Source organism: Pantoea sp. CFCC18177 (assembly GCF_059412425.1).
The window spans coordinates 432,242-455,777 of sequence record NZ_JBNBPL010000001.1; the positions used below are offsets into that span (position 1 = coordinate 432,242).

Consider the following 23,536-nt stretch of genomic DNA (forward strand, 5'->3'; position numbering starts at 1 on the left):
CCTTTTCCTTTTTTTCGAGGGACGCTTAATGCAGCGTCACCTGTTTCTGTTCAATTGCGTGAATCTGCACTTTAATCATTTCGCTGACCGGGTCCTCAGGACACTGCTCAACAAAGTAGGTCAAATCCGTCAGTGCGATATGTTCGCACTCAAGCTGGGCATAGATGAGACCACGATCGCGTATTTCATACGGATCATCAGGATCAATCTGCAGCAATACCTTGCTGACATTCAGCGCCAGCTCCATCTGCTTCTCTTCCATTAACGCCGCTTTCAGCGTATCGAGCATTTTGCGCATCACGTTGATGGTTTTCGCTTCGTCGAGATCGTCGTTGTAGAGTTTGGCTGTCGGGCTGATATTGCCTTTGAGCCACACTTCCAACGTATGCTTATCGAGCGTCTCGCCGTTAAACGGGTTGATCAGCCACATTTCGCCATCAAGCCAGTCGGCACGCAGAATCAACTGAGTGGGGAAAATCACCGGCATCAACGGCAGTTCCAGCTCATCCGCGATATGCAGCAGAATCACGCCCAGTGATACCGCGGTGCCCTGACGGCTCTTCAGCACTTTATCTATCCAAAGTGCATCGGATAAATTGTAGACACCGCTGGCGCCGCCAAATCCCCATTCGCGATAAAACAGCTCCAGCAGCTTGCCTAACTGCAAATCTGCATCCTGCTCACTGCTGACAAACTCACGGGCTTCATCTACTAAGGCGGCCAACTGTTGCTGCACAGAGGGCGCGGAAAAATCATTGCGTATGGCGCAGGTCGCACCAATCACCGCTTCACTCAACGGTGTTTCACTGTAATCGAGTTGCTCTGGCGAGGTCATACTATCCCCAATATCGGCATTTTGGTCATCGCCAGCTTAATCACAAACAGCAACGCAACGATTGCAATCAGGCAAGCGATCCAACGTGTCCCCATCTTGCGTGGGCGACGGCTCAATGCCACGGAACCTAAGGCGATGTAGATGATAACCCCTAACAGCTTCTCCGTCAGCCAGCTTCCTTGTGGCGAGAACGGATAAAAGTGCGTAATTACCACTAACCCCACGCCGCTGAGTAGCAAAAATGTGTCATTAATATGAGGCGCGATGCGCACCCAGCGGCGTTGCAGCATGGCAGAACCGGTTGTCAGCCAATAAAAACGCAGCAGAAACAGGCTGATAGTCAGCGCAACGGTCAGGAGGTGAAAATGTTTAATCAGCGGATACCAGCTCGCCATCGTACTTCCTTAAATCAGAAAAATTGTCCAAGAGTAACGCGGGGATTGCCGCCATAATCATTGACGCTGCTGATCTGCTGATAGCCATGTTGCGTCAAAATGGTTCGCACCGCTTCATCCTGTTGCCAGCCGTGTTCCAGCAAGAGCCAGCCGCCGGGTTGCAACCATTGCGGCGCGCTTTGAATGATGAAGCGCAAATCGGCCAGCCCGGCATCATCCGCCACCAGCGCGCTAAGCGGTTCAAAACGCACATCTCCCTGCTGCAGATGTTCATCGGCGGCATCGATATAAGGAGGATTGCTGACAATCAGGTCAAAACGTTGGGAGGGGAGATCGTTAAACCAGTGGCTGAGCTGAAAACGGGCATTGTTGATGTGCAGGCGCTGTGCATTATCTTGTGCCAGCGCGACAGCTTCGGGTATGCGGTCACATCCCAGCACCTGACAATCAGGCCGTTCACTCGCCAGTGCTAACGCGATAGCACCCGTGCCTGTGCCAAGATCAAGTAGAGAGGATGGCGTTGACGGCACGCGCACCAGCGCCTGTTCCACCAGCACTTCAGTATCCGGGCGCGGAATCAGCGTCGCATCACTGACACGCAGCGGCAACGACCAGAATTCGCGTTCGCCCACCAGATGGGCAATGGGTTCACCGGTCACCCGGCGCGCCAACAGCGCATCAAGCTCGGCGATTTGTGCGGCGTCGAGCTCGGTATCATCAAACGCCACCAGCCAACTGCGCGATTTACCGGTGACAAAACCCAGCAAAATTTCCGCATCGCGCTTCGGGCTATCGCCGCCAGAGAGGGCAACTATCGCCTGCTGCAGCCAGTGACGAATGATCATCAATCCTGTCCAGCCAACGCGGCCAGCTGATCGGCTTGATACTCTTGGACGATTGGCTCAATCAGGCTATCCAGCTTGCCTTCCATGGTCTCGTCCAGACGGTAAAGCGTCAGGTTAATACGGTGGTCGGTCACTCGGCCCTGCGGGAAATTGTAGGTACGGTTACGGTCGGAACGGTCACCACTGCCCAGCAGGTTACGGCGGGTTGACGCTTCTGCCGCATTACGTTTAGCGGTTTCCGCTGCATGAATACGCGCGCCCAACACCGCCAACGCTTTGGCTTTGTTTTTATGCTGCGAGCGTTCGTCCTGACACTCCACCACAATACCGGTCGGTAAGTGGGTAATACGGATAGCAGAGTCGGTGGTGTTAACGTGCTGACCACCCGCACCAGAGGAGCGGAAAGTATCAATTTTCAGATCGCCCGCGTTAATTTCTGGCATTTCCGCTTCGGGCAGTTCCGGCATCACCGCAACGGTACAGGCAGAGGTATGAATACGCCCCTGAGATTCCGTTTCTGGCACGCGTTGCACACGATGACCGCCTGACTCAAACTTCAAACGACCGTAAGCACCGTCGCCAATAATGCGCGCGATGACCTCTTTGTAACCGCCGTGCTCGCCTTCGTTAGCACTGATGATTTCCACCTGCCAACGGCGGGATTCTGCATAACGGCTGTACATACGGAACAGATCGCCGGCAAAGATGGCCGCTTCATCACCGCCGGTTCCGGCGCGCACTTCCACAAAGCACGAGCGTTCATCGTCAGGGTCTTTCGGCAGCAGCAGTACCTGAAGTTGTTGTTCCAGCACCTCACGCTTCTCACGCGAGAGTTTTAATTCTTCATTGGCCATTTCGCGCATTTCAGGATCATCGAGCATCATTTCAGCGGTTTCGATATCTTCCTGCACTTGCTGCCAGTCACGGAAACAACGGGTGACATCGGTCAGCTGCGCATATTCGCGAGACAATGCGCGGAAACGTTCTTGATCGCCAATAACGCCGGCATCGCCCAGTAACGCTTCCACTTCTTCGTGGCGTTCCTGGAGGGCTTCCAGCTTGGCAACAATAGAGCTCTTCATGTAATAGAGGGTATCCCAGTGATAGGTCGTGACAGACCAGATTACTCTAAACCGAGGCTGTCACGTAAGATCTGCAGGCGTTCGCTGTCGCCGTCGCGCGCGGCCTGCTGCAATGATTTGGTTGGTGCATGAATAAGGCGGTTAGTCAGCTTGTGCGCTAACTCCTGTAAAACTTTCTCAGCATCCGCGCCCTGGCGCAGAGCGGCTAACGCACGCTCTTGCAGTTCTGCGCGGACGTCGTCAGCCTGCGAGCGGTACTCACGGATGGTGTCGCCCGCGCTTTGCGCACGCAGCCACGCCATAAATTCACCGCTTTCCTGCACCACAATACTTTCAGCCTGCACGGCGGCGGCTTTACGCTGCGCCATGTTCTGTTCGATGATCGCCTGCAGGTCATCGACGCTGTACAAATAGGCGTTAGCCAGTTTACCCACTTCGGGTTCGACATCACGTGGTACGGCAATATCCACCAGCAACATCGGCTGATTACGGCGCGCCTTCAACGCGCGCTCTACCATGCCTTTACCAATAATCGGCAAGGGGCTGGCGGTGGAAGAGATAATAATGTCTGCATCCGCCAGACGCGTTTCGATATCACCCAAACCGATCACTTCTGCACCCACTTCGTCCGCCAGCAGTTGAGCGCGTTCACGGGTGCGGTTGGCAATCATCAGCTTTTGTACTTTGTGTTCACGCAGGTGACGCGCCACTAACTCGATGGTTTCACCGGCTCCCACCAGCAGGACGTTCACCGTGCTGAGGGATTCGAAGATTTGACGGGCTAACGAACAGGCAGCAAAGGCGACGGACACCGCACTGGCCCCGATTTCGGTTTCAGTACGGACGCGTTTGGCGACGGAGAAGGTTTTCTGGAACATACGCTCCAGTTCACTGCTCAACGCATGGTCACGCGATGAGTCAGCATGGGCTTTTTTCACCTGACCAAGAATTTGTGGCTCACCCAACACCAGTGAATCCAGACCGCTGGCGACACGCATCAGATGGCTTACCGCCGCATTATCCTGATGCCAGTACAGGCTCGCGCGGACATCCTCTTCCCGCAGATCGTGATACTCACACAGCCAGCGCACCAGCCTCTCCTGCAGGTCCGTTTGCTGCTCTACGCTAAGGTAAAGTTCAGTACGGTTACAGGTTGAGAGCACCACACCGCTCTGCACCATCGGCTGGGACAGCAGGCTGTTTAATGCCTGATCCAGCGTGTCGGGCAGAAACGCAACACGTTCGCGCAGGGCGACAGGTGCGGTTTTGTGGTTGATTCCGAGTGCAAGCAGCGTCATGGTGATCGGGTTGGGATGTCCCAATGATTGTCAGGGTTTTGTGAAGCGCATTCTACAAGATGCCACAGATCAAGAAAAGCCATACAAAGGCTATGACTGTAATAAGATTAAACTGATCGTGCGCAATTATCATTACATCGGCATTGACGGCACAGATTTGGATGGTTAGCGTTACCTGTTAGGAATTAAAAACGTGTCTGAGGAGACGACCACGTGATGCAATTGCCCCCGCGCAAGTTGTTGCGCCTTCTGCCCCTTGCCAGCGTGTTGCTGGCTGCTTGTAGCATCAATAAACCCCAGGGTCCGGGTCCCAGCACCACTTCACCGCAATGGCAGCAACATCAACAAGCTGTCGCGAAAATCACCCAGTATCAAACGCGCGGCGCATTTGCCTATCTCTCTGATAAGCAAAAAGTGTATGCGCGCTTTAACTGGCAGCAAACCGCCGCTGACCGCTATCGTCTGCTACTCACCAACCCGCTTGGCAGCACCGAGTTGCAGCTTGATGCCCAAGGTTCCGTGGTGCAAATCGTCGATAACAAAGGCAAGCGTTACGTCAGCAACGATGCCGAGAAGATGATCTCTCAGCTCACCGGCATGGACATTCCACTGGCGAACCTGCGTCAATGGATGATGGGCCTGCCAGGTGATGCCACCGATTATCAGCTGAACAGCAGCTACCAGTTGCAGAGTGTGAACTACAGCCGCAATGGACAACAGTGGAAAGTGAACATCTCCGATTACGACAGCAAAGTTAACCCGCCGCTGCCGGCCAATCTGGAACTGACCGAAGGTGGTCAGCGCATCAAACTGCGTATGGATAGCTGGACCACGAAATGATCACCACCTGGCCTGCTCCGGCAAAACTGAATCTTTTTCTCTACATCACTGGCCGTCGTCCTGACGGCTATCACAACCTGCAAACTCTGTTTCAGTTTCTTGATCACGGTGACACGCTGGAGATCACGCCGGACAGCAGCGATAGCATTACACTGCTCACACCGCTGGCAGGAGTGCCCGATGAAGAGAACTTAATTGTGCGAGCCGCGCAGGCACTGAAACAGGCCGCTGCCGCACGCGGCACCTTGCCTGCCAATGCTGGTGCGCAGATTGCACTTGAGAAACGTTTGCCGATGGGCGGTGGCCTGGGCGGTGGCTCCTCTGATGCGGCTACCGTGCTGGTCGCGCTCAACCATTTATGGCAAACACAGCTTAGCGTGGATGAGTTAGCCACCCTGGGTGTGGCGCTCGGTGCCGATGTACCGGTGTTTGTGCGCGGGCATGCCGCCTTTGCCGAAGGGGTTGGCGAACAGATTCAACCTGCTGAACCGGAAGAGAAATGGTATCTCGTCGCGCATCCGGGGGTCAGTATTGCTACCCCCGATCTGTTTCGCGATCCGGAACTGACGCGCAATTCACCGATACGCACATTAGGTGAGCTGTTACAGCGTCCTTTTCACAATGATTGTGAAGCTGTGGCAAGAAAACGTTTTCGCGAGGTTGATGCGCTGCTTTCCTGGCTGCTAGAATACGCGCCGTCGCGCCTGACCGGGACCGGAGCTTGTGTGTTTGCTGAATTTAACACCGAGTCCGACGCTCGTCAGGTGCTGGAGCTTGCCCCGAAATGGATTTGCGGATTTGTGGCGCGCGGGCTTAATATCTCGCCGTTGCATCGCACCCTTTCCGGGCTCTAAGCGTATGCGTGACAGTGCCACCCTGTTCCAGGCACTGCACGTGACGCATTAACACACCCGTATGAACGACTTCAAAAGTATTCGCCGGTTACTTTTGAAATGTTCATTCTCTGGACGACAAGCCTGAGGTTCCTCTCGTGCCTGATATGAAGCTTTTTGCTGGTAACGCTACCCCGGAACTAGCACAACGTATTGCCAACCGCCTTTACACTAGCCTCGGAGACGCCGCTGTCGGCCGCTTCAGTGATGGTGAAGTAAGCGTACAGATCAACGAAAATGTACGCGGTGGTGATATTTTCATCATCCAGTCCACCTGTGCCCCCACCAATGATAATCTGATGGAGCTGGTTGTGATGGTCGACGCTTTGCGTCGGGCTTCTGCTGGTCGTATTACTGCTGTTATCCCTTACTTTGGTTATGCCCGTCAGGACCGCCGTGTGCGTTCTGCTCGTGTGCCTATCACCGCCAAAGTGGTTGCCGATTTCCTCTCCAGCGTGGGTGTTGACCGTGTTCTGACAGTTGACCTGCACGCCGAACAGATCCAGGGCTTCTTCGATGTCCCGGTTGATAACGTGTTCGGTAGCCCAGTTCTGCTGGAAGACATGCTGCAAATTGGTCTGGAAAACCCGATTGTGGTTTCACCCGATATCGGTGGTGTCGTGCGCGCCCGCGCTATCGCGAAACTGCTGAATGACGCCGATATGGCCATCATCGACAAACGTCGCCCACGCGCAAACGTTTCTCAGGTCATGCACATTATCGGTGACGTTGCCGGTCGTGACTGTGTACTGGTCGACGATATGATCGACACCGGCGGTACGCTGTGCAAAGCGGCTGAAGCGTTGAAAGAACGCGGCGCGAAACGTGTCTTCGCTTACGCAACTCACCCTATTTTCTCCGGCAATGCCGTTGAAAACCTGCGTAAGTCAGTGATTGACCAGGTCATCGTGTGCGACACCATCCCGCTGTCGGATGAGATGAAGTCGCTGCCAAATGTGCGTACCTTAACGCTCTCTGGCATGTTGGCCGAAGCGATTCGCCGTATCAGCAACGAAGAATCCATCTCCGCAATGTTTGAACATTAATACATTGCATGAAACCGGGCCCCGCGCCCGGTTTTGTTTTTTATCTCCTCAGTCTTCACAACCGATGAAGCCGCTTTCGCTACAGATATTTTCGCGATAAATTTCGTTAAAACACCCCATTCTCGCTGCCTTTCACTCTTTTCATTTCAGACATCATGCTGCGCTTTAGCGCTCTAATGATTAGTGGTATTTTTCCTGTCACTTTTTTCTGAGAACTCCGACCACTATGACTCTCGACATCTATACATTATTTGTTTGTGAGCTCTACGTGCTCGGGTTTTTGAGTATTATTCTGGTCTTCGCCTGGATGGGTTCGCAGTACGATCGCGTGCTGGGTTTCACCACTCTCGCGCTCAGCCTGACGCTGTTAGCCGTATTCCTTAGCAGTCTTCGCAGCGCTGGATTTCACTTTCTGCCGATTGCCGTGGGCAACGTCGTCATGCTGCTTGCTTATGGCAATCTGTTGAATGCGTTTCGCATCTTTTGTGGCAAACCCTTGGGATTGAGCTGGCTGGCTGGTGCCTTACTCTGGGCGATACTTTGTATTTTCCCCGAGTTTTATTACAGCCAACCCAAGCGGGTACTGGTGCTTTGTCTGCTTTGTATTATTTACACCGGCGCGCTGATTCGCCTTTTATGGCACTCGCGCGCATCGCTGACGGTGACATTCTGGCCGGCACAGATGCTGCTGTGGATCCATCTGCTGTTTCATGTGGCGCGGATCTTTCTGGATGATGCCATTGCTACGCCGGTGCGCGGTGCTATTGCCGGTTCCAGCTTCTCGGTTTATGTGATCCTTGAGTCGATACTGTTTGTGATTGGCTTAACCTTTACTATCCTGGCAATGGTGAATGAGCGTACGCAGATCGCGCACAAACTGGCCTCGCTGCACGATCCTCTCACCAGCGTATGGAATCGCCGTGCGCTGTTCGAGCATGCTGACCGATTGGTGATGCGCAATGCCCGCCATCCTAAACTGTATATCTACACGGCAGTGCTGTTTGACCTCGACCATTTCAAAAGCATTAACGATCGCTATGGGCATCAGCAAGGGGATCGGGTATTAATCGATTTTTGCCAGGTGGTGCAGGCGCTGTTACCCGCAGAGAGTCATTTCGCCCGTTTGGGCGGAGAAGAGTTTGCCGCCATTTTGCCTGGCAACAGTGAGGAGGCACAGTGCGTGTGCGAACGTATTCGCCTGGCAACGCAGTTATCGATGCCTAACGACGTCTACTACACGGTGAGTATTGGCTTCGCTACCGCAATTCATCGCGATCAAACTTTCCCGATTTTACTCGGGTTAGCGGATGAAGCGCTCTATCGCGCAAAAGCCAGTGGCCGTAACCGCATCGAAGGTTACCGGGTGCCATTACAGCCATTGCAGGAAGCGATGCTCACTTAATGTGAGGAGTGATTACGACGGCAGCGTTTATCACCATAATGACGCAGCCAGTAGTAGCGGTCTTCCACTCTTTCACGTCCGCTGACGCGCGCGCCGATCAGCCACAGCAATGCGCCGATGAAGATACTGAACATCGCACCATGGGCGAGGAACTGAGGCAGATGCAGTGAAGGTAGCTGATTAATAATGGAATAGCCGACACCCAACACCATCGTCAGTAAACCCAGACACATCAGGCCATTACCCACAAAGCGGCAGTTTTGACGTTTCATGATTCACCTCCATCCTTATGAAAGAACAAACAGCACGTATGGTTAACTTGTCATAAGTTTAGGCAATGGCATGCGGTTAAGTTGCGTACAGGATCACACATCCTTCACAATCTCTGACATTTCTTTACCCTCAGCCTGTTGATTTCGATAGAAATTGATTAGTCACACAGCGTCATTATCTGGCCATTACACCCTTTGTCATCCCTGCCTGCAGGCAGTAAACTATCGCCCTTTCCGCAGTGAGACAGGATAAACATCGTGAGCAGCATTAAACTGATTGTGGGGCTGGCCAATCCCGGCGCTGAATACGCCGCAACGCGCCATAATGCAGGTGCCTGGTACGTGGATTTGCTGGCTGAAAGGCATAATCAGTCGTTAAAAGAGGAGCCGAAATTTTACGGCTACACGGCGCGCCTGTCATTGGCGGGCGAAGACGTACGCCTGTTGGTGCCAACGACGTTTATGAACCTGAGTGGCAAAGCGGTAGCAGCGATGGCGACTTTCTATCGCATCACGCCTGAAGAAATTCTGGTGGCGCACGATGAGCTGGACTTACCGCCAGGCGTGGCGAAGTTCAAACAGGGTGGCGGTCACGGCGGTCACAATGGCCTGAAAGACATTATTAGCAAACTGGGCAACAACAATAATTTCCACCGTTTGCGTGTCGGCATCGGCCATCCGGGTGACCGTAATAAAGTGACGGGTTTTGTTTTAGGTAAACCCCCGGCCAGCGAACAAAAGCTGATTGATGATGCCGTCGATGAAGCCGTGCGCTGCACGGAAGTCTGGCTGAAAGAAGACAAGATCAAGGCGATGAACCGCCTTCACGCCTTCAAGGCCAGTTAAGGCCAATTCCCGCGCCGCAGAAGGTAATTCTGTGTATAATGCGCGAAATTTTTTGAATCTGTCGACGCTGTCAGTCAGCGCCGCACACTCAGTGATAAAGGTAATCAGACCATGGGATTTAAATGCGGTATTGTGGGCCTGCCGAACGTCGGTAAATCCACCCTGTTCAACGCGCTGACCAAAGCGGGTATCGAAGCAGCCAACTTTCCGTTCTGCACCATCGAGCCAAACACCGGTGTCGTGCCAATGCCCGATCTGCGCCTCGATCAGCTGAGCGATATCGTTAAGCCACAGCGCGTAGTGCCAACCACCATGGAATTCGTTGATATCGCCGGTCTGGTGAAAGGCGCCTCGAAAGGTGAAGGCCTGGGTAACCAGTTCCTGACCAACATCCGTGAAACCGAAGCGATCGGCCACGTGGTGCGCTGCTTTGAAAACGACAACATCATCCACGTTTCCGGCAAAGTGAACCCGGCGGAAGATATTGACGTTATCAACACCGAACTGGCGTTGTCAGACCTTGATACCTGCGAACGCGCCATCCAGCGCTGCCAGAAAAAAGCCAAAGGCGGCGACAAAGATGCCAAAGCTGAACTCGCTGCTCTGGAGAAGTGCCTGCCGCACCTTGAACAGGCTGGCATGTTGCGCGCGCTGAAACTGGATGCGGACGAGAAAGCGGCAATCCGCTACCTGAGCTTCCTGACGCTGAAACCAACCATGTATATCGCTAACGTCAACGAAGACGGTTTCGAAAACAACCCATATCTTGATCAGGTACGTGCGATCGCTGAAGCCGAAGGCTCCGTGGTGGTGCCAGTCTGTGCGGCTGTCGAGTCTGATATCGCCGAACTGGACGATGAAGAGCGTGATGAATTCATGGCGGAATTGGGTCTGGAAGAGCCAGGTCTGAACCGTGTGATTCGCGCGGGTTATGCACTGCTCAACCTGCAAACTTACTTCACCGCTGGCGTGAAAGAAGTGCGTGCATGGACCATCCCTGTGGGTGCCACTGCGCCGCAGGCGGCAGGTAAAATCCACACCGACTTCGAGAAAGGCTTTATCCGCGCGCAGACCATCGCCTTTGATGACTTTGTCACCTACAAGGGTGAGCAAGGCGCGAAAGAAGCCGGCAAGATGCGTTCAGAAGGTAAAGAGTACATCGTGAAAGATGGCGACGTGATGAACTTCTTGTTCAACGTCTAACTTTCTCTGTGCCAGAAAATCCACGCCCCGGCGTGGATTTTTTATTGGGCGATGTGCACGCGTTTCTTAATATCCTTGAGAAACAACGTGATGGTAAAGGTCATCATCACCAGCAGTGACCATGCTCCCCACTTCCCTACATGCACAGTTGCCCATGCGCCAATTTGGTTGGGATACTGCCACACGCCAAAGAAAGTCCCCATGTTCTCCGCCAGCCAGATGAAAAAGCCAATCAGGATAAATGCCACCAGCAGCGGCATTCGGAATGGCCGGTCATAAGGGGTGAAAATCACTTCGGATCGCGCATACAAACCGAGCGCCACCGCCGCAATGTACCAGCGGTAATCGCCAATGAAATGGTGGGTAAAGAAGTTGGCATATAGGGCAAGTGAAAGCAGTACCGCATGAATGATCGGTGGATGGTGGCGGATTTTCAGATCCATTAATCGCCAGCACTGAATAATGTAACTGCCGACTGCAGCATACATAAATCCACTGAACAGCGGCACACCCGCCGCCTTGCTCCATGCTGCTTCGGGATAATGCCAGGAACCAATCGCTGCCGAGGTTTTAAAGAGCTCAAGCCCAAACCCAAGCAAATGAAACAGCGTGATGGCTTTTAGTTCATCCCAGCTTTCCAGCCGGGTTGCGACCATGATGAACTGGATAGTCAGCGCAATCATCAGCAGCAGGTCATAGCGTGCGATGCCCAACAAGCCGGTGCGCGGTACGCAAAAGATGGACAGGAAAAACAGTCCCGCAAACAAACAGGCTCGCGCTTCTTTAATGCCAAACCACAGAAACTCTAAAGCACAACGTTTGCTGCCGCGATACGCCATGGCGGGCGGATGCATTAAAAATTGGTCTAAGCGATTTTCCACTGATTGCTCCATGTGAAGTGATACATTCCTTTGGCTTAAATGTCTGGTCTTTGCCGACACCAGCATGCGACACTTTGACTTGCTTTGTCATCAAGAAACACTTTAAGCCATGAAAAATTTTCTCGTCATTGTGCCCGACGGCGGCATGCTGTTCGAAGCGGCGGGCATCGCCGACATCCTGATGCACGCCAATCTGCACTTGCCGGTTGGCCTCGATCAGCCGCGCTATCGTGTCAGTATCGCGACGACGCAAGCGCATCAAGTCATCCATGGACAGTCCGGGTTGAATCTGCTCGCCGACCTCAAACTGGCCGAACTGGATCCCCGTCAGGCCTGGGACACCATCATGATCACCGGCCGTGGCGACAGCGTGGAAGAAGGCAACATGGTGGTGGACTTTATCAAGCTGGCGGCCCCTCAGGCGCGACGCGTGGTATCGATATGCGGTGGTGCGATGCTGCTGGCGGAGGCAGGTTTACTGGATGGACGACGGGCCACTTCGCACTGGCGACTGCTTGATACACTGCAAACGCGCTTCCCACAGGTTAAGGTTGAAGGTGGCCCGCTCTATATTCAGGATGGCGCAATCTGGACTTCAGGTGGCGTCAGTTCTGGCTTTGACCTGACGCTGGCGTTGGTTGAAGAGGATTTCGGTTTCAGCGTAGCACGTGACATCGCGCAGGATATGGTGATGTATCTGCGCCGCCCCGGCGGACAGATGCAGTTCAGTCGCTACCAACTTCAGCAAAGTGACTCTTGCCCGATTAACGCGCTACAAAGCTGGATTCGCGACCATCTGGCCGAAGACTTATCCGTTGAAAAGCTGGCAGAACATGCTGCCATGAGCCCAAGAAACTTCACCCGCGTATTTACCCGTGAAACGGGTGCGCCGCCTGCACGCTTTGTCGCGGAAGCACGTCTGGCGGCTGCACGGGAAAGGCTGGAACAGACCCGTGACACGCTGGAGCGCATAGCTGAGGAGACCGGTTTCGGAAGCAGCATCAATATGCGACGCAGTTTTGAGCGCCAACTCCACCTCACACCCGGTGAATATCGCCAACGCTTTCACTGCCGAAAATTGGCGTAAAGTGATCCTTTTTTGTCGTTTACGCCATCCTGTGAACGGCCTACATTGACTGCAATCACTTCATATAAGGAGTCAATGATGATCAAGGTAGGCATTAACGGCTTTGGCCGTATCGGACGGAATGTATTTCGCGCCGCACTGGGTAGCGACGATATTGAGATTGTGGCAATCAACGATCTCACCGACAGCAAGACGCTGGCACACCTGCTGAAACATGATTCGCTGCTCGGCCGTTTACCCGCTGAAGTGGAAGCCTCTGAAGGCGAGTTACGTATCGATGGCAAGCCAGTGCGTGTGTTCAGCGAGCGCGACCCGGCCCATATTCGCTGGCGTGATGTCGGCGTTGATATCGTGATTGAAGCCACCGGCTTCTTCACCGAACGCGACAAAGCTGCAGTGCATATCACCAGCGGGGGCGCGAAACGGGTGATTATATCCGCGCCGGGCAAAAATGATGACCTGACGATTGTGCTCGGCGTGAACGATCAGCGCTACGATCCGCAGCAGCACTTCGTCGTCAGCAACGGCAGTTGCACCACGAACGGCTTAGCCCCTGCCGCGCAGGTACTTCACCAAGCATTTGGCATCGAGCACGGCTTAATGAACACCACGCATGCCTACACCAACAGCCAGGTGCTGCACGATCAGCCTGAAAAAGATCTGCGTGGCGCGCGCGCTGCGGCGCTGTCGATAGTGCCTTACTCAAGTGGTGCCGCTAAGGCGTTGGGACGCGTGATTCCCGAGCTGGAGGGTCGCCTGACCGGTTATTCATTGCGCGTGCCGGTTCCGGTGGTATCGATTGTCGATTTAACCGTGACATTAAAACGGGATGTGACTGCTGAGGAAGTGAACAACGCGTTTAAAGCGGCTGCGGCAGAAGGTCCGCTGAAAGGGATATTGGGCTATAGCGATGAACCACTGGTCTCCAGCGATTATCAGGGCGATCCGCGCTCATCGATCATTGATGGCCTTTCAACCTTGGTGATTGGCGGCAACCTGGTAAAAATCCTTGCCTGGTATGACAACGAGTGGGGTTTCTCCAATCGCTTAGTCGATTTAGCCCGTCTGATGGCTCAGCGCGGCCTGTAACAGTGAGGGGCGATCTTCAGACCGCCCCTGATTTTATTACTTAATCCCCATCGCATCCTTCAGCGTAAAGAACAGGTCGGTCTGATCGGTCAGACCCACTACGTTCGCCGCATGAGGGCCATAAGCCGCAATACGAATCTGTGTGCCGGTATGGCCTTGTGAATCATCTTCTGAATTACCGTAGCTGATGGTCATCACTGCGCCATCTTTGGTATTCAGCGCCTGCGTAAGACCCGGCGCTTTGCTGCCATTCTCGATAATCTGGCTACTGTGCGCATGGTCTGCGGTCACCACCACCAGCGTATCCCCGTGCTCACGGGCAAAAGCCAGCGCCTGCTGTACGGCTTCATCCAGATCGACGGTTTCACCAATCTGACCGCATGGATTCGCAGCATGATCCTGCTTATCGATCGATGCTCCTTCTACCTGCAGGAAGAAGCCTTTCTCATTGGTGCTCAGCAGATCGAGCGCCTTTTTAGTCATCTGCGCCAGAGTCGGTGCGGAAGCTGGACGTTCTTTGTTCACTTCGCAGGTCACCACTGGCTTATCAATATTGCCGTGATAGCTGGCTTTCGGCCCTTGCCAGCGCACCGGCATGTTGCCATCAGAGAACAGGCCCAATACCGGTTTAGTTTGATCGGCCTGCTGAATCGCATTCATGCCTTCAAGGTTATCCACCAGTTGATAGCCCAACGCCTGAGCCTGCTCACGAAGGGTTTTGCCTTGGTACTCACCGGCTTTAGCGCTTTCATTAAAGGATTTTGCGCCGCCTCCGAAAGTGACATCAGGACGGGTTTTTAGCATCTGCTCGCTGATTGATCCTTTACCGCCCTGCTCCAGCGCGTTAGTCGGACACAGCTCGCTGGTTTTTTCAGGGCCATAGCATTTACGCGAAGTGACATGCGCCATCAATGCAGCAGGTGTTGCATCCTGCAGTTCAGCGGTTGACACATTACCGGTGGCTTTCCCGGCGGCTTTCGCCAGCTCAAGAATGGTGACCTGATCTTTGCCATTCACATCGACGCCAATTGCGCCATTGTAGGATTTGGTGCCGGTGGCCCACGCCGTCGCTGACGCGGCTGAATCTGTCACGTAGTTCGGTTTGTGGGTTTTCTTGTCGAGGGAATAGTGCGTGTATTGCCCGGTCAGTGGCAATGCATCCAGACCGGGGAAGAATCCACCAGCCCCCATCGCCTGATTACGAGCGGCGGTAATTTCTGAATCGCCCATGCCATCGCCGATCAACAAGATGACGTTTTTAGCCGTGGTGTTCATTAATGACGCTTTCAGTGCTTCAGTTTGATCGCTGCTAAGGCGGCGCGCGCCACCGTGTTCGGTAATATCGCCAGTTGCGGCACGCGAGTATGTTGCATCATCTGCCACTGCTGACGCGGTCATTAATGAGGCCAGCAGAGAAACCGTGAAAAGAGGTATGTGTTTCATTTATCAGCATCCTTATCAGTAAATATAACCAAATGTTTCCGCAGACAAGTCTGCGACAGTTCGGTGACACTTTTGTGGCGGATAAGGAATAATTTGATGACAGAAACACCACTTCGTTGAGAGTTGCAGCAAGCTGCACAGAGCTTAAGCGAATAGAAGAAAAGGAGAAAATAGGGCTTGACCGTTTTCGGGTTACTCCCTATAGTAGCGCCCCGTTGACCCAGTGCGGTTAGCGGAAAAAACGTGGTGAGATGTCCGAGTGGCTGAAGGAGCACGCCTGGAAAGTGTGTATACGGCAACGTATCGGGGGTTCGAATCCCCCTCTCACCGCCATTATTTATATGAAAGTGCCCAGTTAACAACTGGGCATTTTTATTTGCATTTCCCGCCGATCTGAGGGGGATGAGAAGCCCCGATTGGGGTTCGACAACTGGCGTCAGCCAGTTGGACAACGGAGCCTGCGACGCTGCCCGAAGGGTGAGCGCAGCGAATCAATCCCCCTCTCACCGCCATTATTTATATGAAAGTGCCCAGTTAACAACTGGGCATTTTTATTTTCATTTCCCGCCGCCCACCGCCGACTTATGAAATTGAGGTTGCTCAATTTCATCATCTAACTCCAGCGGTCAAACTTTTCACGAATTAAGAATTCGACTACAAGGCATCTCATTGTGAGCTTGTATCAGGATAAGTAGTATTCGGGCGGGTGCTTGAGGCTTTCTGTCTTAAGCATTGCTGACGGCAGAAAGAAGAAAGCCCCGAGAGATTTATTCAATCAACCCGAGGCCTACCCTTAATGCCAGACAACATGAAAGGTAGCGTCTTACGTGCCGAAAGGCAAGGAGAAGCAACCATGAAGCAGCGTGAGGCGATCTTGATCGCCATCTTCTTCATCGCGGCAGTGCTGGCCGTGATACTGGTCACGAGAAAAGACCTCTGTGAGGTACGAATCCGAACCGGCCACATGGAGGTTGCTGCATTCATGGCTTACGAATCCTTGAAGTAAGAGCAACCGGCGGGAGGAAACTCCCGCCACTCTCTCTTGTTGGCATGGCTGACCTCAATGCACCCGCCCTTTTATCTTTCCCCCAGAGCCCGAAAACGCTTTTAGTTACTTCTCACCAGATGCAAAAAGTTATCTCTTACTGGGTCTTTAATCTGCGCATTCCAGGCCATGCCGGTTTGCCAGCGCGTATGTTCACCCTCAAGCGATAACAACTTTACGGCTGAGGGCAGGATATGCGCCACACTGGCGGGCAGTAATGCGATGCCATCACCTGCCGCTACTAATGCCAGCAATGTCTGGATATCATCGGCGGCCGCCACTGTGCGCGGCTTAAGGTGATGAGCACTAAGATAACGCTGTGCCTGCTCCGTTAGCCCGTCACCGCGATACGGCGAGAGCTGCAACAGTTGATGGGTTTCGATTAAGGTCGTCGATGTTGAAGCGCAATCGGCAGCAACCGCCAGCACCAGTTGGTCTTCGCCCAGTGCCAGACTGCACAAAGGCTCAGGCACCGGCAGACGCACAAATCCTACCTGAAGACGCCCCTCAATCAGTTGCTGGTACTGCACCGCAGAGGGCATGTCATTCAATGACACCTGCACGCCCGGATAGACATTGCGGAATGACGCTACCCGCTCGGGAGCCAGCCGAAATGACGAGATACCAAACCCAACGGTCAGCTTTCCCGCATGACCGCTTTGCAGATTAGCGATTGACGCACAAAACTGTGTATGCCGTTCAACAATATCCTGGGCATTTGGCAACAGTTGCTCACCAGCGATAGTCAGCCTTGCGCCATTACGCCCGCGCTGAAAAAGCGTGACACCAACAATATGTTCCAGTGTCTGTATCTGCTTAGTGAGCGCGGGTTGTGTCACACACAGTATGTCCGCGGCCGCATGATACGACCCTGTTTTGGCTAGCGTCACGAAGGCGCGCAGAAGTTTAATATCCATTCCGTTTGGTTATCAAAATGCGAGATTTTGTGATTATACACCGTTGATATCTCTCTGGTGAAATAGCGTCCAATTTCCCAAACGAGAAAACCAAATGGATAAAAAACTTCGTGTTGCAACGGTACAGTTTTGTCATCGAGCCGGGGACAAAGATTACAATCTCTCCACCATGGAGCAGTTCATTGAACAAGCTGCACAGGATAAGACCCAGGTTCTCGCCTTCCCTGAAATGTGTATCACTGGCTACTGGCATGTTCCGGATCTCCCTGCTGAAGAGGTGGAAGCGTTGGCTGAACGCAGTGATGACAGCCCCTCGCTGGCACGTATCGCGATGCTGGCAGAGAAGTACCAAATGGCAATCGGTGCTGGTTTCATTGAGAAACATCGCAATGGCCAGCTCTACAATGCCTATGCGATGTGCATGCCGGATGGTCAGCGTCATATCCATCGAAAAATCCACGCATTTGAACACCCAGCAATTTCCCAAGGGAATGAATTCACCGTGTTCGATACGCCATGGGGAGTGCGTATTGGGATTTTGATCTGCTGGGATAACAACCTGACTGATAACGTGCGCATTACCGCCCTGCTCGGTGCCGATATTTTGATTGCACCACATCAGACCGGCGGTACGCATTCACGTAGCCCCTTCGGCATGAAGCCGATTCCGCTCAGTTTGTGGGAGAAGCGGGAGCAGAATCCAGATGCACTTGAAGCTGCTTTAGCCGGAGACAGCGGACGCGGTTGGTTGATGCGCTGGTTGCCGTCACGCGCACACGATAATGGGCTGTTCTTGTTATTCAGTAACGGCGTTGGACTCGATAACGGCGAGATCCGCACAGGCAATGCGATGGTGATTGATCCCTATGGCCGCATTATCAATGAAACCACCACCTTCCGGGATGCGCTGGTCAGTGCCGAGCTGGATCTCTCTTTGCTCGCCATGTCCACCGGCCGACGCTGGATCCATGGCCGTCGGCCCGAGCTTTATCATCTGCTGTGTGAACCGCAAGGTTATGAGCGTGATGCGCGTACCGCCCGGTTTTCACAAGAAACGCCTTGTTTTAAATCACGAGCCAGTGATTAAAGCCCTCTGAGGTATAAGTTAAAACTGCTTCGCATAAATAAACACCGACAATAAATATTAAAAAATGACTGTGGGCTGAGATGGATAACGATAATTGCGAGGCGACTCAGGTTCATATTAAAGACACCGCACCAGGGAAATTTAACGTGAACGCCTTAGTTCTTGAAGGTGATTTTCAACATATGAAAGCGGATGGATTATTAGGGACCAACTTTCTGCAGAACCATGCAGTGTTAATAGACTTCCCCAACAATCAACTCATGATTCGCTCAACTGATCCCGGTTAACCGGGAATAAAAAAACCCGGCTTGCGCCGGGTTTTGCTTCGCTACACTCTCAATCTACTTCTAAAAGGTTAACTGTAAGCATGCAGCGTGCGCTGGCAGAGTGCCGAGCGAACGCAGTCGTCTTTACCGAAACGCACCACGCCAATCATCTCATCCTCTTCGAAGCGCGCTAACGCATCGGCCAGACCAGATTTGACGTTAGACGGCAAGTCACACTGTGTGATATCGCCGTTGACGATAACCGTCACGTTTTCGCCTAAGCGTGTCAGGAACATCTTCATCTGTGCGGCGGTAACGTTTTGAGCCTCATCAAGGATCACCACCGCATTTTCAAAGGTACGTCCGCGCATATATGCGAAGGGCGCGATCTCTACCTTAGCGATTTCGGGTCGCAGGCAGTACTGCATAAAGGAAGCGCCGAGACGTTTAACCAGAACGTCGTATACCGGTCGGAAATACGGGGCGAACTTCTCGGAAATGTCTCCGGGGAGGAAACCGAGATCTTCATCCGCCTGCAGAACCGGGCGCGTCACAATTATCCTTTCGATGTCCTTATTGATCAGGGCCTCAGCCGCTTTGGCTGCGCTAATCCAGGTTTTACCGCAACCGGCTTCACCGGTAGCGAATATCAGCTGTTTCGATTCTATGGCGTTAAGATAGTGCGCCTGAGCTTCATTTCTGGCTTCAATCGGACCACGATCGCGTGAATCACGCGCCATGCCTATTGAGTCCAACCCACCCATCTGCACCAGCGAAGTGACCGATTCTTCTTCGCGCTGACGGTGACTGCGAGAATCACTACGAACGACTCTTCTTGCTTCACGACGCGCTTTGATCACTGCTTTCTGTCTTCCCATAGTGGCACCTTACAGTTGGTTTCATTTATCGCGGCGGATCACCCGCGGCGATGACTTGAACGCTTTAGAGGTTTCGTTGGCTTCCTTGTAAGCCGAGTCTGGCCATTGAGAATAGTGTGCAACAACGACGAAGCGCTGTAGCGCACCGGTAAAGAATTGGCGTTAGTTCGGAAACGATAATTGAAAAGTGAAGAGGATACTTTGGAGGGAAGAAATCCCCCGCAGTGTACTGCGCTAGCTGAAGTGTATTTAACTGTCCATAGAAGGACCGGGTCATGCGCGAACTCCAGTGGACTTAGCCACACAACTGACAACGCTTATGAGTAAAGTGCATCAAATTAACCATGCTTTGCAACAGTATTTTTACGTCACGCTAAAGAAAAACAGATAAGCGAAGCATGAGAACTTTCGTCTTAAATTAAATTATCTATATCTTTCAGAGTGATGGATTATTTAGTGCGCGGCGAACTTTTTCAGAACATTCGGAAGTGGAAGAGGCCGGGGGAAAGTTTGTTGCAAGTAAAAAAAGCCCCTACGCGACCTTATCGCTGCGTAGGAACTGTGCATTTATTAATCAAGCCTGCAGTAGAGGCTGCCCAAGGTAATGTTTTTCATCAGGGACACCGGGTAAAACGAAAAAGTATCCGCCACCAATCGGGCGTATATATTCTTCCAGCGCTTCGCCATTCAGACGCTTCTGTACCGTTATAAAGCCTTTGGCTAAATCATGCTGATAACAGACGAACAATAACCCCATATCTAACTGCCCTGCTCCGGTGATACCAGAAGAGTAGCTGTAACCTCGGCGTAGCATCAAACTGCTGTCGGTTGCAGGCGTACGTGGGTTGGCGAGGCGAATATGCGCATCGAGTGCAATCACATCACCATCGGGGTCTTTGCTGTAATCCGGCACATCGTGTTCATTTTTCATACCCAATGGCGCACCGGATAATTTCTCGCGGCCAAAAATGGTCTGCTGTTCGCCCAGCGGGGTACGGTCCCACATTTCAACATGGAAACGAATAATACGCACCGCCTGATAGCTACCACCCACCGTCCAGGCAGGCTCTTGCTGATTGGTCGTGACCCACAGCAGTTGATCCATCAGTGCATTATTGTGCGTATCTGGATTCGCGGTGCCGTCTTTGAAGCCCAAGAGGTTGATGGGCGTTTCCTGACCTTTGCTGCGTGCAGCATGGTCCGCAATAAAGCCGTCACGACGCCAGCGCACCGCCAGCAGATCTGGGGTGTACTTGATGATGTCGCGCAGTGCGTGGATCACCGTGTCCTGGGTATTGGCGCAAATCTGGATCAACAGATCGCCATGACACTGCTCGGCATCAAGCGAATCATTGGGGAAACGCGTCATGGCTTGCAACTGCGTCGGTTTGTGGGCGCTGAGACCAAAGCGCTCGTCAAACAAGGAGGTACCGACTGACAAGGTGATGGTGAGATTATCAGGTGCAATATCGGCACCGAGAATACCGGAATCCATCGGCGGCAGCTGCGGGTTAGGCACTGCTGGCGCTGACCCACCTTTGGTCAGGAAAGCAAAGCGCGCGGTAAGTAGGCGGAACAAGCGCTCTAAATCGCTTTTATCACTGGCTAAGACATCAAATGCCACCAGCATCATGGATGCCTGTTGCGGAGTGATAATGCCAGCCTGATGCGGGCCGTAGAAGGGTTGCGCTTGTTGGCGTCCATCGGGTGCAACCGTGCCGGGAGAGAAGCTGTCAGCCGCGGCTGCCGTATGGAACGGACAGCCGCCACTGAGGGCGGCAGCGCCGCCCAGCATGCCTAATCCCTGCAATAAACGACGACGCGACGGTTGCGCCGCGTCATTTTTATTACTCATGATTAGTCGAGACCTAAAGTACCGCGCAACAGGGAGAGATCTTCCGCCAGGGTGGTGATCGGCCCTTTCAGCGCATTACGGTCAGCGGTGGTTAGCTTCTCGTAAGACTCAAATCCGTCTTTGGTGCGGTATTTGCTGAGAATGCCGTCCACTTTCTTGAAGTTTGCGTCAACTTTCGCCAGCAGTTGCGGGTTAGCTTTTTGTAACTGTGGACGCAGCAGATCAACGATTTTCTGTGCGCCATCAATGTTAGCCTGGAAGTCAGACAGGTCGGTGCGGCTGTAACGATCTTCCTCACCAGAGATTTTGCTGGCCGCCACTTCTTCAATCAGACCGGCAGCGCCACCGACCACTTTGGCTGGCGGGAATGCCAGTTCGCTGATACGGGTTTGCAGATCCAACACATCCTGGTTCAGCTTAGTGGCGAACTCTTCTGCACCTTTGGTGGTTTTGTCAGCCCACAGGATTTTCTCGATACGGTGGAAACCGGTGAATTTAGGATCTTCCGCTTTCTTCTCGAAGTCGTCTTCACGGGCATCAATACTGCTGTCGAGATCGGAGAACAGTTCCGCAATCGGTTCAATACGCTCATAGTGCGCACGCGTTGGCGCATACAGCGCTTTGGCTTTCTCCAAATCGCCCGCTTTCACCGCATCGGTGAAGGCCTGCGTCCCCGCCACCAGCTCTTTGACTTCGCTCATCACGTAAGTTTTGTAGTCGGTAATCGGGCCAGCCAGTTGCATGATGTCGGTTTTGCCTTTGGCAGCGGTTTTCGACTCCCCAGAGACCACCAGTTTGCCTTTCGGGTTGGTGAGCAGACCACAGGTCATGTCATATTCGCCCGCTTCGAGGTTAGCCGTCAGTTTCTGGCTGAAGCCAGGCGCGATGTTTTCACGCTCTTCCACCACCATCACCCCTTTCAGGATTTCCCACTCCAGCGCTTTCTGGCTGTTGTTTTTGATGATGAACTGGGTTTTCCCTGCCTGCACATTCAGTGACATCGGCTCGCACTGTTTGTCGGTGACGGTAACCGTGACCTGCGGGATGGATGCAGCAGAAGCGGCGCCTGAGAGAGCCAGCATTGAAACCAACAGCGCCTTGCGGCGGAAGCGAATCGTCATAGTGATATCCCTGTTACATGGAAGAACAGGCGCGCAATCGCGCCTGATTTAATTTCAGCGTGTAGTGCGAGCGGCATTGGCCGTTGGGCGTGCCGGGAAGAAAAACAGCAACAGTGCAGGGATCAGGTAAATTAACCAGACTGCCACTTCACTGACGCTAGGCGTTTCCTGATAGCCGAGAATGCCTTCCAGCAGCGTCCCCATTACCGAATGGGTTGAGAGCGTGTTGCTGAGGTCAAAAGCCACATCCTGGAAATGGTTCCAAAGTCCGGCTTCATGGAAGGCACGAATCGCCCCCGCCGCCAGGCCAGCAGCCACGAAAAGAATGAACAGGCTGGTCCAACGGAAGAAGCTGCCCAGGTTGAGGCGAATACCGCCGTAATAGAGCAGCATGCCCAGCACAATAGCGGTGATTAGACCGAGCACCGCACCAATCGGCGGCGCATAGCCCACATCCTGGGTAAAGGCAGCGAGCAGGAAGAATACCGATTCCAGCCCTTCACGAGCCACCGCCAGAAAGACCATCAGTACCAGCGGGAAGCCACTTCCGCCCTGCTTTTGCAACGCCTGATCAACCGATCGTTCCAGTGTGGCTTTGATATTGCGCGAGACTTTGCGCATCCAGAACACCATAGATGTCAGGATCACCACCGCCACAACAGCCACAATGCCTTCGAACAGCTCCTGCTGTTTCTGCGGGAATTCACCGGTGGTTTCGTTGATGAAGATGCCAAGTGCCAGGCAGAGCGCAGCCGCAATGAAGACACCTGCCCACATTGCAGGAAACCATTGGCTGCGCTGGGTGCGTTTCAGGTAACTGGCAATCAGGCTGACGATGAGCGCTGCTTCAAGACCTTCACGCAGCATAATGAGAAACGGTACGAACATCACCAACCTCTTGATTGTTAAG

24 protein-coding genes, 1 tRNA gene and 1 other RNA gene are annotated in these 23,536 nt (G+C 53.2%); 13 read left to right on the forward strand and 13 right to left on the reverse strand.

All coding sequences use genetic code 11. The features are described from left to right. Nucleotides 1-25: 25 nt before the first annotated feature. From sirB1 to hemA, 5 genes are read right to left on the reverse strand one after another with little or no spacing between them, the layout of a single operon-like run. On the reverse strand, nt 26-835 hold the full coding sequence (gene sirB1, locus ACPUC8_RS01940; RefSeq protein WP_058972533.1) for an invasion regulator SirB1: 810 nt from the start codon (nt 833-835) through the stop codon (nt 26-28). Beyond that, nucleotides 832-1,230, reverse strand: a complete 399-nt coding sequence (locus ACPUC8_RS01945) for a SirB2 family protein (RefSeq protein ID WP_039335189.1) — start codon at nt 1,228-1,230, stop codon at nt 832-834. Before ACPUC8_RS01945 ends, sirB1 begins: the two co-directional genes overlap by 4 nt. A 14-nt stretch (nt 1,231-1,244) precedes the next feature. Next, nucleotides 1,245-2,075 carry a peptide chain release factor N(5)-glutamine methyltransferase gene (gene prmC, locus ACPUC8_RS01950; protein ID WP_494925497.1) on the reverse strand — a complete coding sequence of 277 codons (831 nt, stop codon included), beginning with the start codon at nt 2,073-2,075 and terminating at the stop codon, nt 1,245-1,247. After that, nucleotides 2,075-3,157 (reverse strand): peptide chain release factor 1, encoded by a 1,083-nt coding sequence (gene prfA / locus ACPUC8_RS01955; protein WP_283228297.1) that lies wholly within the window; start codon nt 3,155-3,157, stop codon nt 2,075-2,077. Before prfA ends, prmC begins: the two co-directional genes overlap by 1 nt. A 41-nt stretch (nt 3,158-3,198) precedes the next feature. Next, nucleotides 3,199-4,455, reverse strand: a complete 1,257-nt coding sequence (gene hemA / locus ACPUC8_RS01960; RefSeq protein WP_039337413.1) for a glutamyl-tRNA reductase — start codon at nt 4,453-4,455, stop codon at nt 3,199-3,201. A 216-nt stretch (nt 4,456-4,671) separates the two neighbouring features. On the opposite strand from hemA, the gene lolB reads away from it, so the two are divergent. The 4 genes from lolB (at nt 4,672) to ACPUC8_RS01980 (ending at nt 8,636) form a co-directional block, all read left to right on the forward strand. After that, nucleotides 4,672-5,295 (forward strand): lipoprotein insertase outer membrane protein LolB, encoded by a 624-nt coding sequence (gene lolB, locus ACPUC8_RS01965; protein ID WP_039337411.1) that lies wholly within the window; start codon nt 4,672-4,674, stop codon nt 5,293-5,295. Next, a complete protein-coding gene (ispE, locus tag ACPUC8_RS01970) occupies nt 5,295-6,149 on the forward strand; it encodes a 4-(cytidine 5'-diphospho)-2-C-methyl-D-erythritol kinase (RefSeq protein ID WP_494925503.1) in 855 nt (284 codons plus the stop codon). The genes lolB and ispE overlap by 1 nt, the downstream gene beginning before the upstream one ends. A gap of 137 nt (nt 6,150-6,286) precedes the next feature. Then, nucleotides 6,287-7,234 carry a ribose-phosphate diphosphokinase gene (gene prs / locus ACPUC8_RS01975; protein WP_102136006.1) on the forward strand — a complete coding sequence of 316 codons (948 nt, stop codon included), beginning with the start codon at nt 6,287-6,289 and terminating at the stop codon, nt 7,232-7,234. Between the two features lie 226 nt (nt 7,235-7,460). After that, entirely contained in the window at nt 7,461-8,636 is a 1,176-nt protein-coding gene (locus ACPUC8_RS01980; protein WP_494925498.1) for a GGDEF domain-containing protein, read from the forward strand. On the opposite strand, the gene ychH is transcribed toward ACPUC8_RS01980, so the two are convergent. Then, entirely contained in the window at nt 8,633-8,908 is a 276-nt protein-coding gene (gene ychH, locus ACPUC8_RS01985) for a stress-induced protein YchH (RefSeq protein WP_039337403.1), read from the reverse strand. The two genes, ACPUC8_RS01980 and ychH, sit on opposite strands and share 4 nt — an antisense overlap. A 258-nt stretch (nt 8,909-9,166) precedes the next feature. Between ychH and pth the strand changes: the two genes are divergently transcribed. Both pth and ychF read left to right on the forward strand, forming a co-directional pair. Then, a complete protein-coding gene (gene pth / locus ACPUC8_RS01990) occupies nt 9,167-9,754 on the forward strand; it encodes an aminoacyl-tRNA hydrolase (protein WP_058973484.1) in 588 nt (195 codons plus the stop codon). A 111-nt stretch (nt 9,755-9,865) separates the two neighbouring features. After that, nucleotides 9,866-10,957 carry a redox-regulated ATPase YchF gene (ychF, locus tag ACPUC8_RS01995; RefSeq protein ID WP_039337399.1) on the forward strand — a complete coding sequence of 364 codons (1,092 nt, stop codon included), beginning with the start codon at nt 9,866-9,868 and terminating at the stop codon, nt 10,955-10,957. Nucleotides 10,958-10,998: 41 nt separating this feature from the next. On the opposite strand, the gene ACPUC8_RS02000 is transcribed toward ychF, so the two are convergent. Further along, nucleotides 10,999-11,811, reverse strand: a complete 813-nt coding sequence (locus ACPUC8_RS02000; protein WP_494925504.1) for a DUF817 domain-containing protein — start codon at nt 11,809-11,811, stop codon at nt 10,999-11,001. 136 nt (nt 11,812-11,947) lie between these two features. On the opposite strand from ACPUC8_RS02000, the gene ACPUC8_RS02005 reads away from it, so the two are divergent. Next, nucleotides 11,948-12,925 carry a GlxA family transcriptional regulator gene (locus ACPUC8_RS02005; protein WP_494925499.1) on the forward strand — a complete coding sequence of 326 codons (978 nt, stop codon included), beginning with the start codon at nt 11,948-11,950 and terminating at the stop codon, nt 12,923-12,925. 78 nt (nt 12,926-13,003) lie between these two features. Next, nucleotides 13,004-14,014: a type I glyceraldehyde-3-phosphate dehydrogenase gene (gene gap / locus ACPUC8_RS02010; RefSeq protein ID WP_494925505.1), complete on the forward strand. Its 1,011-nt coding sequence runs from the start codon at nt 13,004-13,006 to the stop codon at nt 14,012-14,014. A gap of 36 nt (nt 14,015-14,050) precedes the next feature. Here the strand turns inward: gap and phoA are convergent, their stop codons facing one another. Next, on the reverse strand, nt 14,051-15,457 hold the full coding sequence (gene phoA, locus ACPUC8_RS02015; protein ID WP_039337283.1) for an alkaline phosphatase: 1,407 nt from the start codon (nt 15,455-15,457) through the stop codon (nt 14,051-14,053). Between the two features lie 245 nt (nt 15,458-15,702). Here phoA and ACPUC8_RS02020 point away from each other — a divergent pair. From ACPUC8_RS02020 to ACPUC8_RS02030, 3 genes are all read left to right on the forward strand, one after another. After that, nucleotides 15,703-15,790, forward strand: a tRNA-Ser gene (locus ACPUC8_RS02020). Between the two features lie 48 nt (nt 15,791-15,838). Beyond that, nucleotides 15,839-15,969, forward strand: a non-coding RNA gene (locus ACPUC8_RS02025) — RtT sRNA. A 341-nt stretch (nt 15,970-16,310) separates the two neighbouring features. Then, nucleotides 16,311-16,463, forward strand: coding sequence for a Hok/Gef family protein (locus tag ACPUC8_RS02030; protein ID WP_039331820.1), 153 nt, complete (start codon nt 16,311-16,313; stop codon nt 16,461-16,463). Nucleotides 16,464-16,564: 101 nt separating this feature from the next. On the opposite strand, the gene ACPUC8_RS02035 is transcribed toward ACPUC8_RS02030, so the two are convergent. Beyond that, complete coding sequence (locus ACPUC8_RS02035; protein ID WP_039331819.1) at nt 16,565-17,419, reverse strand: LysR family transcriptional regulator; 855 nt, start codon at nt 17,417-17,419, stop codon at nt 16,565-16,567. A gap of 94 nt (nt 17,420-17,513) precedes the next feature. On the opposite strand from ACPUC8_RS02035, the gene ACPUC8_RS02040 reads away from it, so the two are divergent. Together ACPUC8_RS02040 and ACPUC8_RS02045 are read left to right on the forward strand one after the other, a co-directional pair. Further along, a complete protein-coding gene (locus tag ACPUC8_RS02040; RefSeq protein ID WP_039331817.1) occupies nt 17,514-18,506 on the forward strand; it encodes a nitrilase family protein in 993 nt (330 codons plus the stop codon). A gap of 80 nt (nt 18,507-18,586) precedes the next feature. After that, the gene (locus ACPUC8_RS02045) at nt 18,587-18,793 is read left to right on the forward strand and encodes a hypothetical protein (RefSeq protein ID WP_039331815.1); all 207 of its coding nucleotides are present in this window, start codon (nt 18,587-18,589) and stop codon (nt 18,791-18,793) included. A 68-nt stretch (nt 18,794-18,861) separates the two neighbouring features. On the opposite strand, the gene phoH is transcribed toward ACPUC8_RS02045, so the two are convergent. The 4 genes from phoH to efeU form a co-directional block, all read right to left on the reverse strand. Beyond that, nucleotides 18,862-19,650 carry a phosphate starvation-inducible protein PhoH gene (gene phoH / locus ACPUC8_RS02050; RefSeq protein WP_039331813.1) on the reverse strand — a complete coding sequence of 263 codons (789 nt, stop codon included), beginning with the start codon at nt 19,648-19,650 and terminating at the stop codon, nt 18,862-18,864. Nucleotides 19,651-20,224: 574 nt separating this feature from the next. Further along, nucleotides 20,225-21,505 carry an iron uptake transporter deferrochelatase/peroxidase subunit gene (efeB, locus tag ACPUC8_RS02055; protein WP_039331811.1) on the reverse strand — a complete coding sequence of 427 codons (1,281 nt, stop codon included), beginning with the start codon at nt 21,503-21,505 and terminating at the stop codon, nt 20,225-20,227. Nucleotides 21,506-21,507: 2 nt separating this feature from the next. Then, the gene (gene efeO, locus ACPUC8_RS02060) at nt 21,508-22,626 is read right to left on the reverse strand and encodes an iron uptake system protein EfeO (protein ID WP_039331809.1); all 1,119 of its coding nucleotides are present in this window, start codon (nt 22,624-22,626) and stop codon (nt 21,508-21,510) included. Nucleotides 22,627-22,680: 54 nt separating this feature from the next. Beyond that, complete coding sequence (efeU, locus tag ACPUC8_RS02065; RefSeq protein ID WP_039331807.1) at nt 22,681-23,514, reverse strand: iron uptake transporter permease EfeU; 834 nt, start codon at nt 23,512-23,514, stop codon at nt 22,681-22,683. Between the last annotated feature and the right edge of the window lie 22 nt (nt 23,515-23,536).

Coding starts and splice junctions, on each gene's coding strand:
- sirB1 (WP_058972533.1), bottom strand. CDS start 835: ATGACCTCGCCAGAGCAACTCGATTACAGTGAAACACCGTTGAGTGAA.
- ACPUC8_RS01945 (WP_039335189.1), bottom strand. CDS start 1,230: ATGGCGAGCTGGTATCCGCTGATTAAACATTTTCACCTCCTGACCGTT.
- prmC (WP_494925497.1), bottom strand. CDS start 2,075: ATGATCATTCGTCACTGGCTGCAGCAGGCGATAGTTGCCCTCTCTGGC.
- prfA (WP_283228297.1), bottom strand. CDS start 3,157: ATGAAGAGCTCTATTGTTGCCAAGCTGGAAGCCCTCCAGGAACGCCAC.
- hemA (WP_039337413.1), bottom strand. CDS start 4,455: ATGACGCTGCTTGCACTCGGAATCAACCACAAAACCGCACCTGTCGCC.
- lolB (WP_039337411.1), top strand. CDS start 4,672: ATGCAATTGCCCCCGCGCAAGTTGTTGCGCCTTCTGCCCCTTGCCAGC.
- ACPUC8_RS01980 (WP_494925498.1), top strand. CDS start 7,461: ATGACTCTCGACATCTATACATTATTTGTTTGTGAGCTCTACGTGCTC.
- ychH (WP_039337403.1), bottom strand. CDS start 8,908: ATGAAACGTCAAAACTGCCGCTTTGTGGGTAATGGCCTGATGTGTCTG.
- ychF (WP_039337399.1), top strand. CDS start 9,866: ATGGGATTTAAATGCGGTATTGTGGGCCTGCCGAACGTCGGTAAATCC.
- ACPUC8_RS02000 (WP_494925504.1), bottom strand. CDS start 11,811: ATGCATCCGCCCGCCATGGCGTATCGCGGCAGCAAACGTTGTGCTTTA.
- ACPUC8_RS02005 (WP_494925499.1), top strand. CDS start 11,948: ATGAAAAATTTTCTCGTCATTGTGCCCGACGGCGGCATGCTGTTCGAA.
- gap (WP_494925505.1), top strand. CDS start 13,004: ATGATCAAGGTAGGCATTAACGGCTTTGGCCGTATCGGACGGAATGTA.
- phoA (WP_039337283.1), bottom strand. CDS start 15,457: ATGAAACACATACCTCTTTTCACGGTTTCTCTGCTGGCCTCATTAATG.
- ACPUC8_RS02030 (WP_039331820.1), top strand. CDS start 16,311: ATGAAGCAGCGTGAGGCGATCTTGATCGCCATCTTCTTCATCGCGGCA.
- ACPUC8_RS02035 (WP_039331819.1), bottom strand. CDS start 17,419: ATGGATATTAAACTTCTGCGCGCCTTCGTGACGCTAGCCAAAACAGGG.
- ACPUC8_RS02040 (WP_039331817.1), top strand. CDS start 17,514: ATGGATAAAAAACTTCGTGTTGCAACGGTACAGTTTTGTCATCGAGCC.
- ACPUC8_RS02045 (WP_039331815.1), top strand. CDS start 18,587: ATGGATAACGATAATTGCGAGGCGACTCAGGTTCATATTAAAGACACC.
- phoH (WP_039331813.1), bottom strand. CDS start 19,650: ATGGGAAGACAGAAAGCAGTGATCAAAGCGCGTCGTGAAGCAAGAAGA.
- efeB (WP_039331811.1), bottom strand. CDS start 21,505: ATGAGTAATAAAAATGACGCGGCGCAACCGTCGCGTCGTCGTTTATTG.
- efeO (WP_039331809.1), bottom strand. CDS start 22,626: ATGACGATTCGCTTCCGCCGCAAGGCGCTGTTGGTTTCAATGCTGGCT.
- efeU (WP_039331807.1), bottom strand. CDS start 23,514: ATGTTCGTACCGTTTCTCATTATGCTGCGTGAAGGTCTTGAAGCAGCG.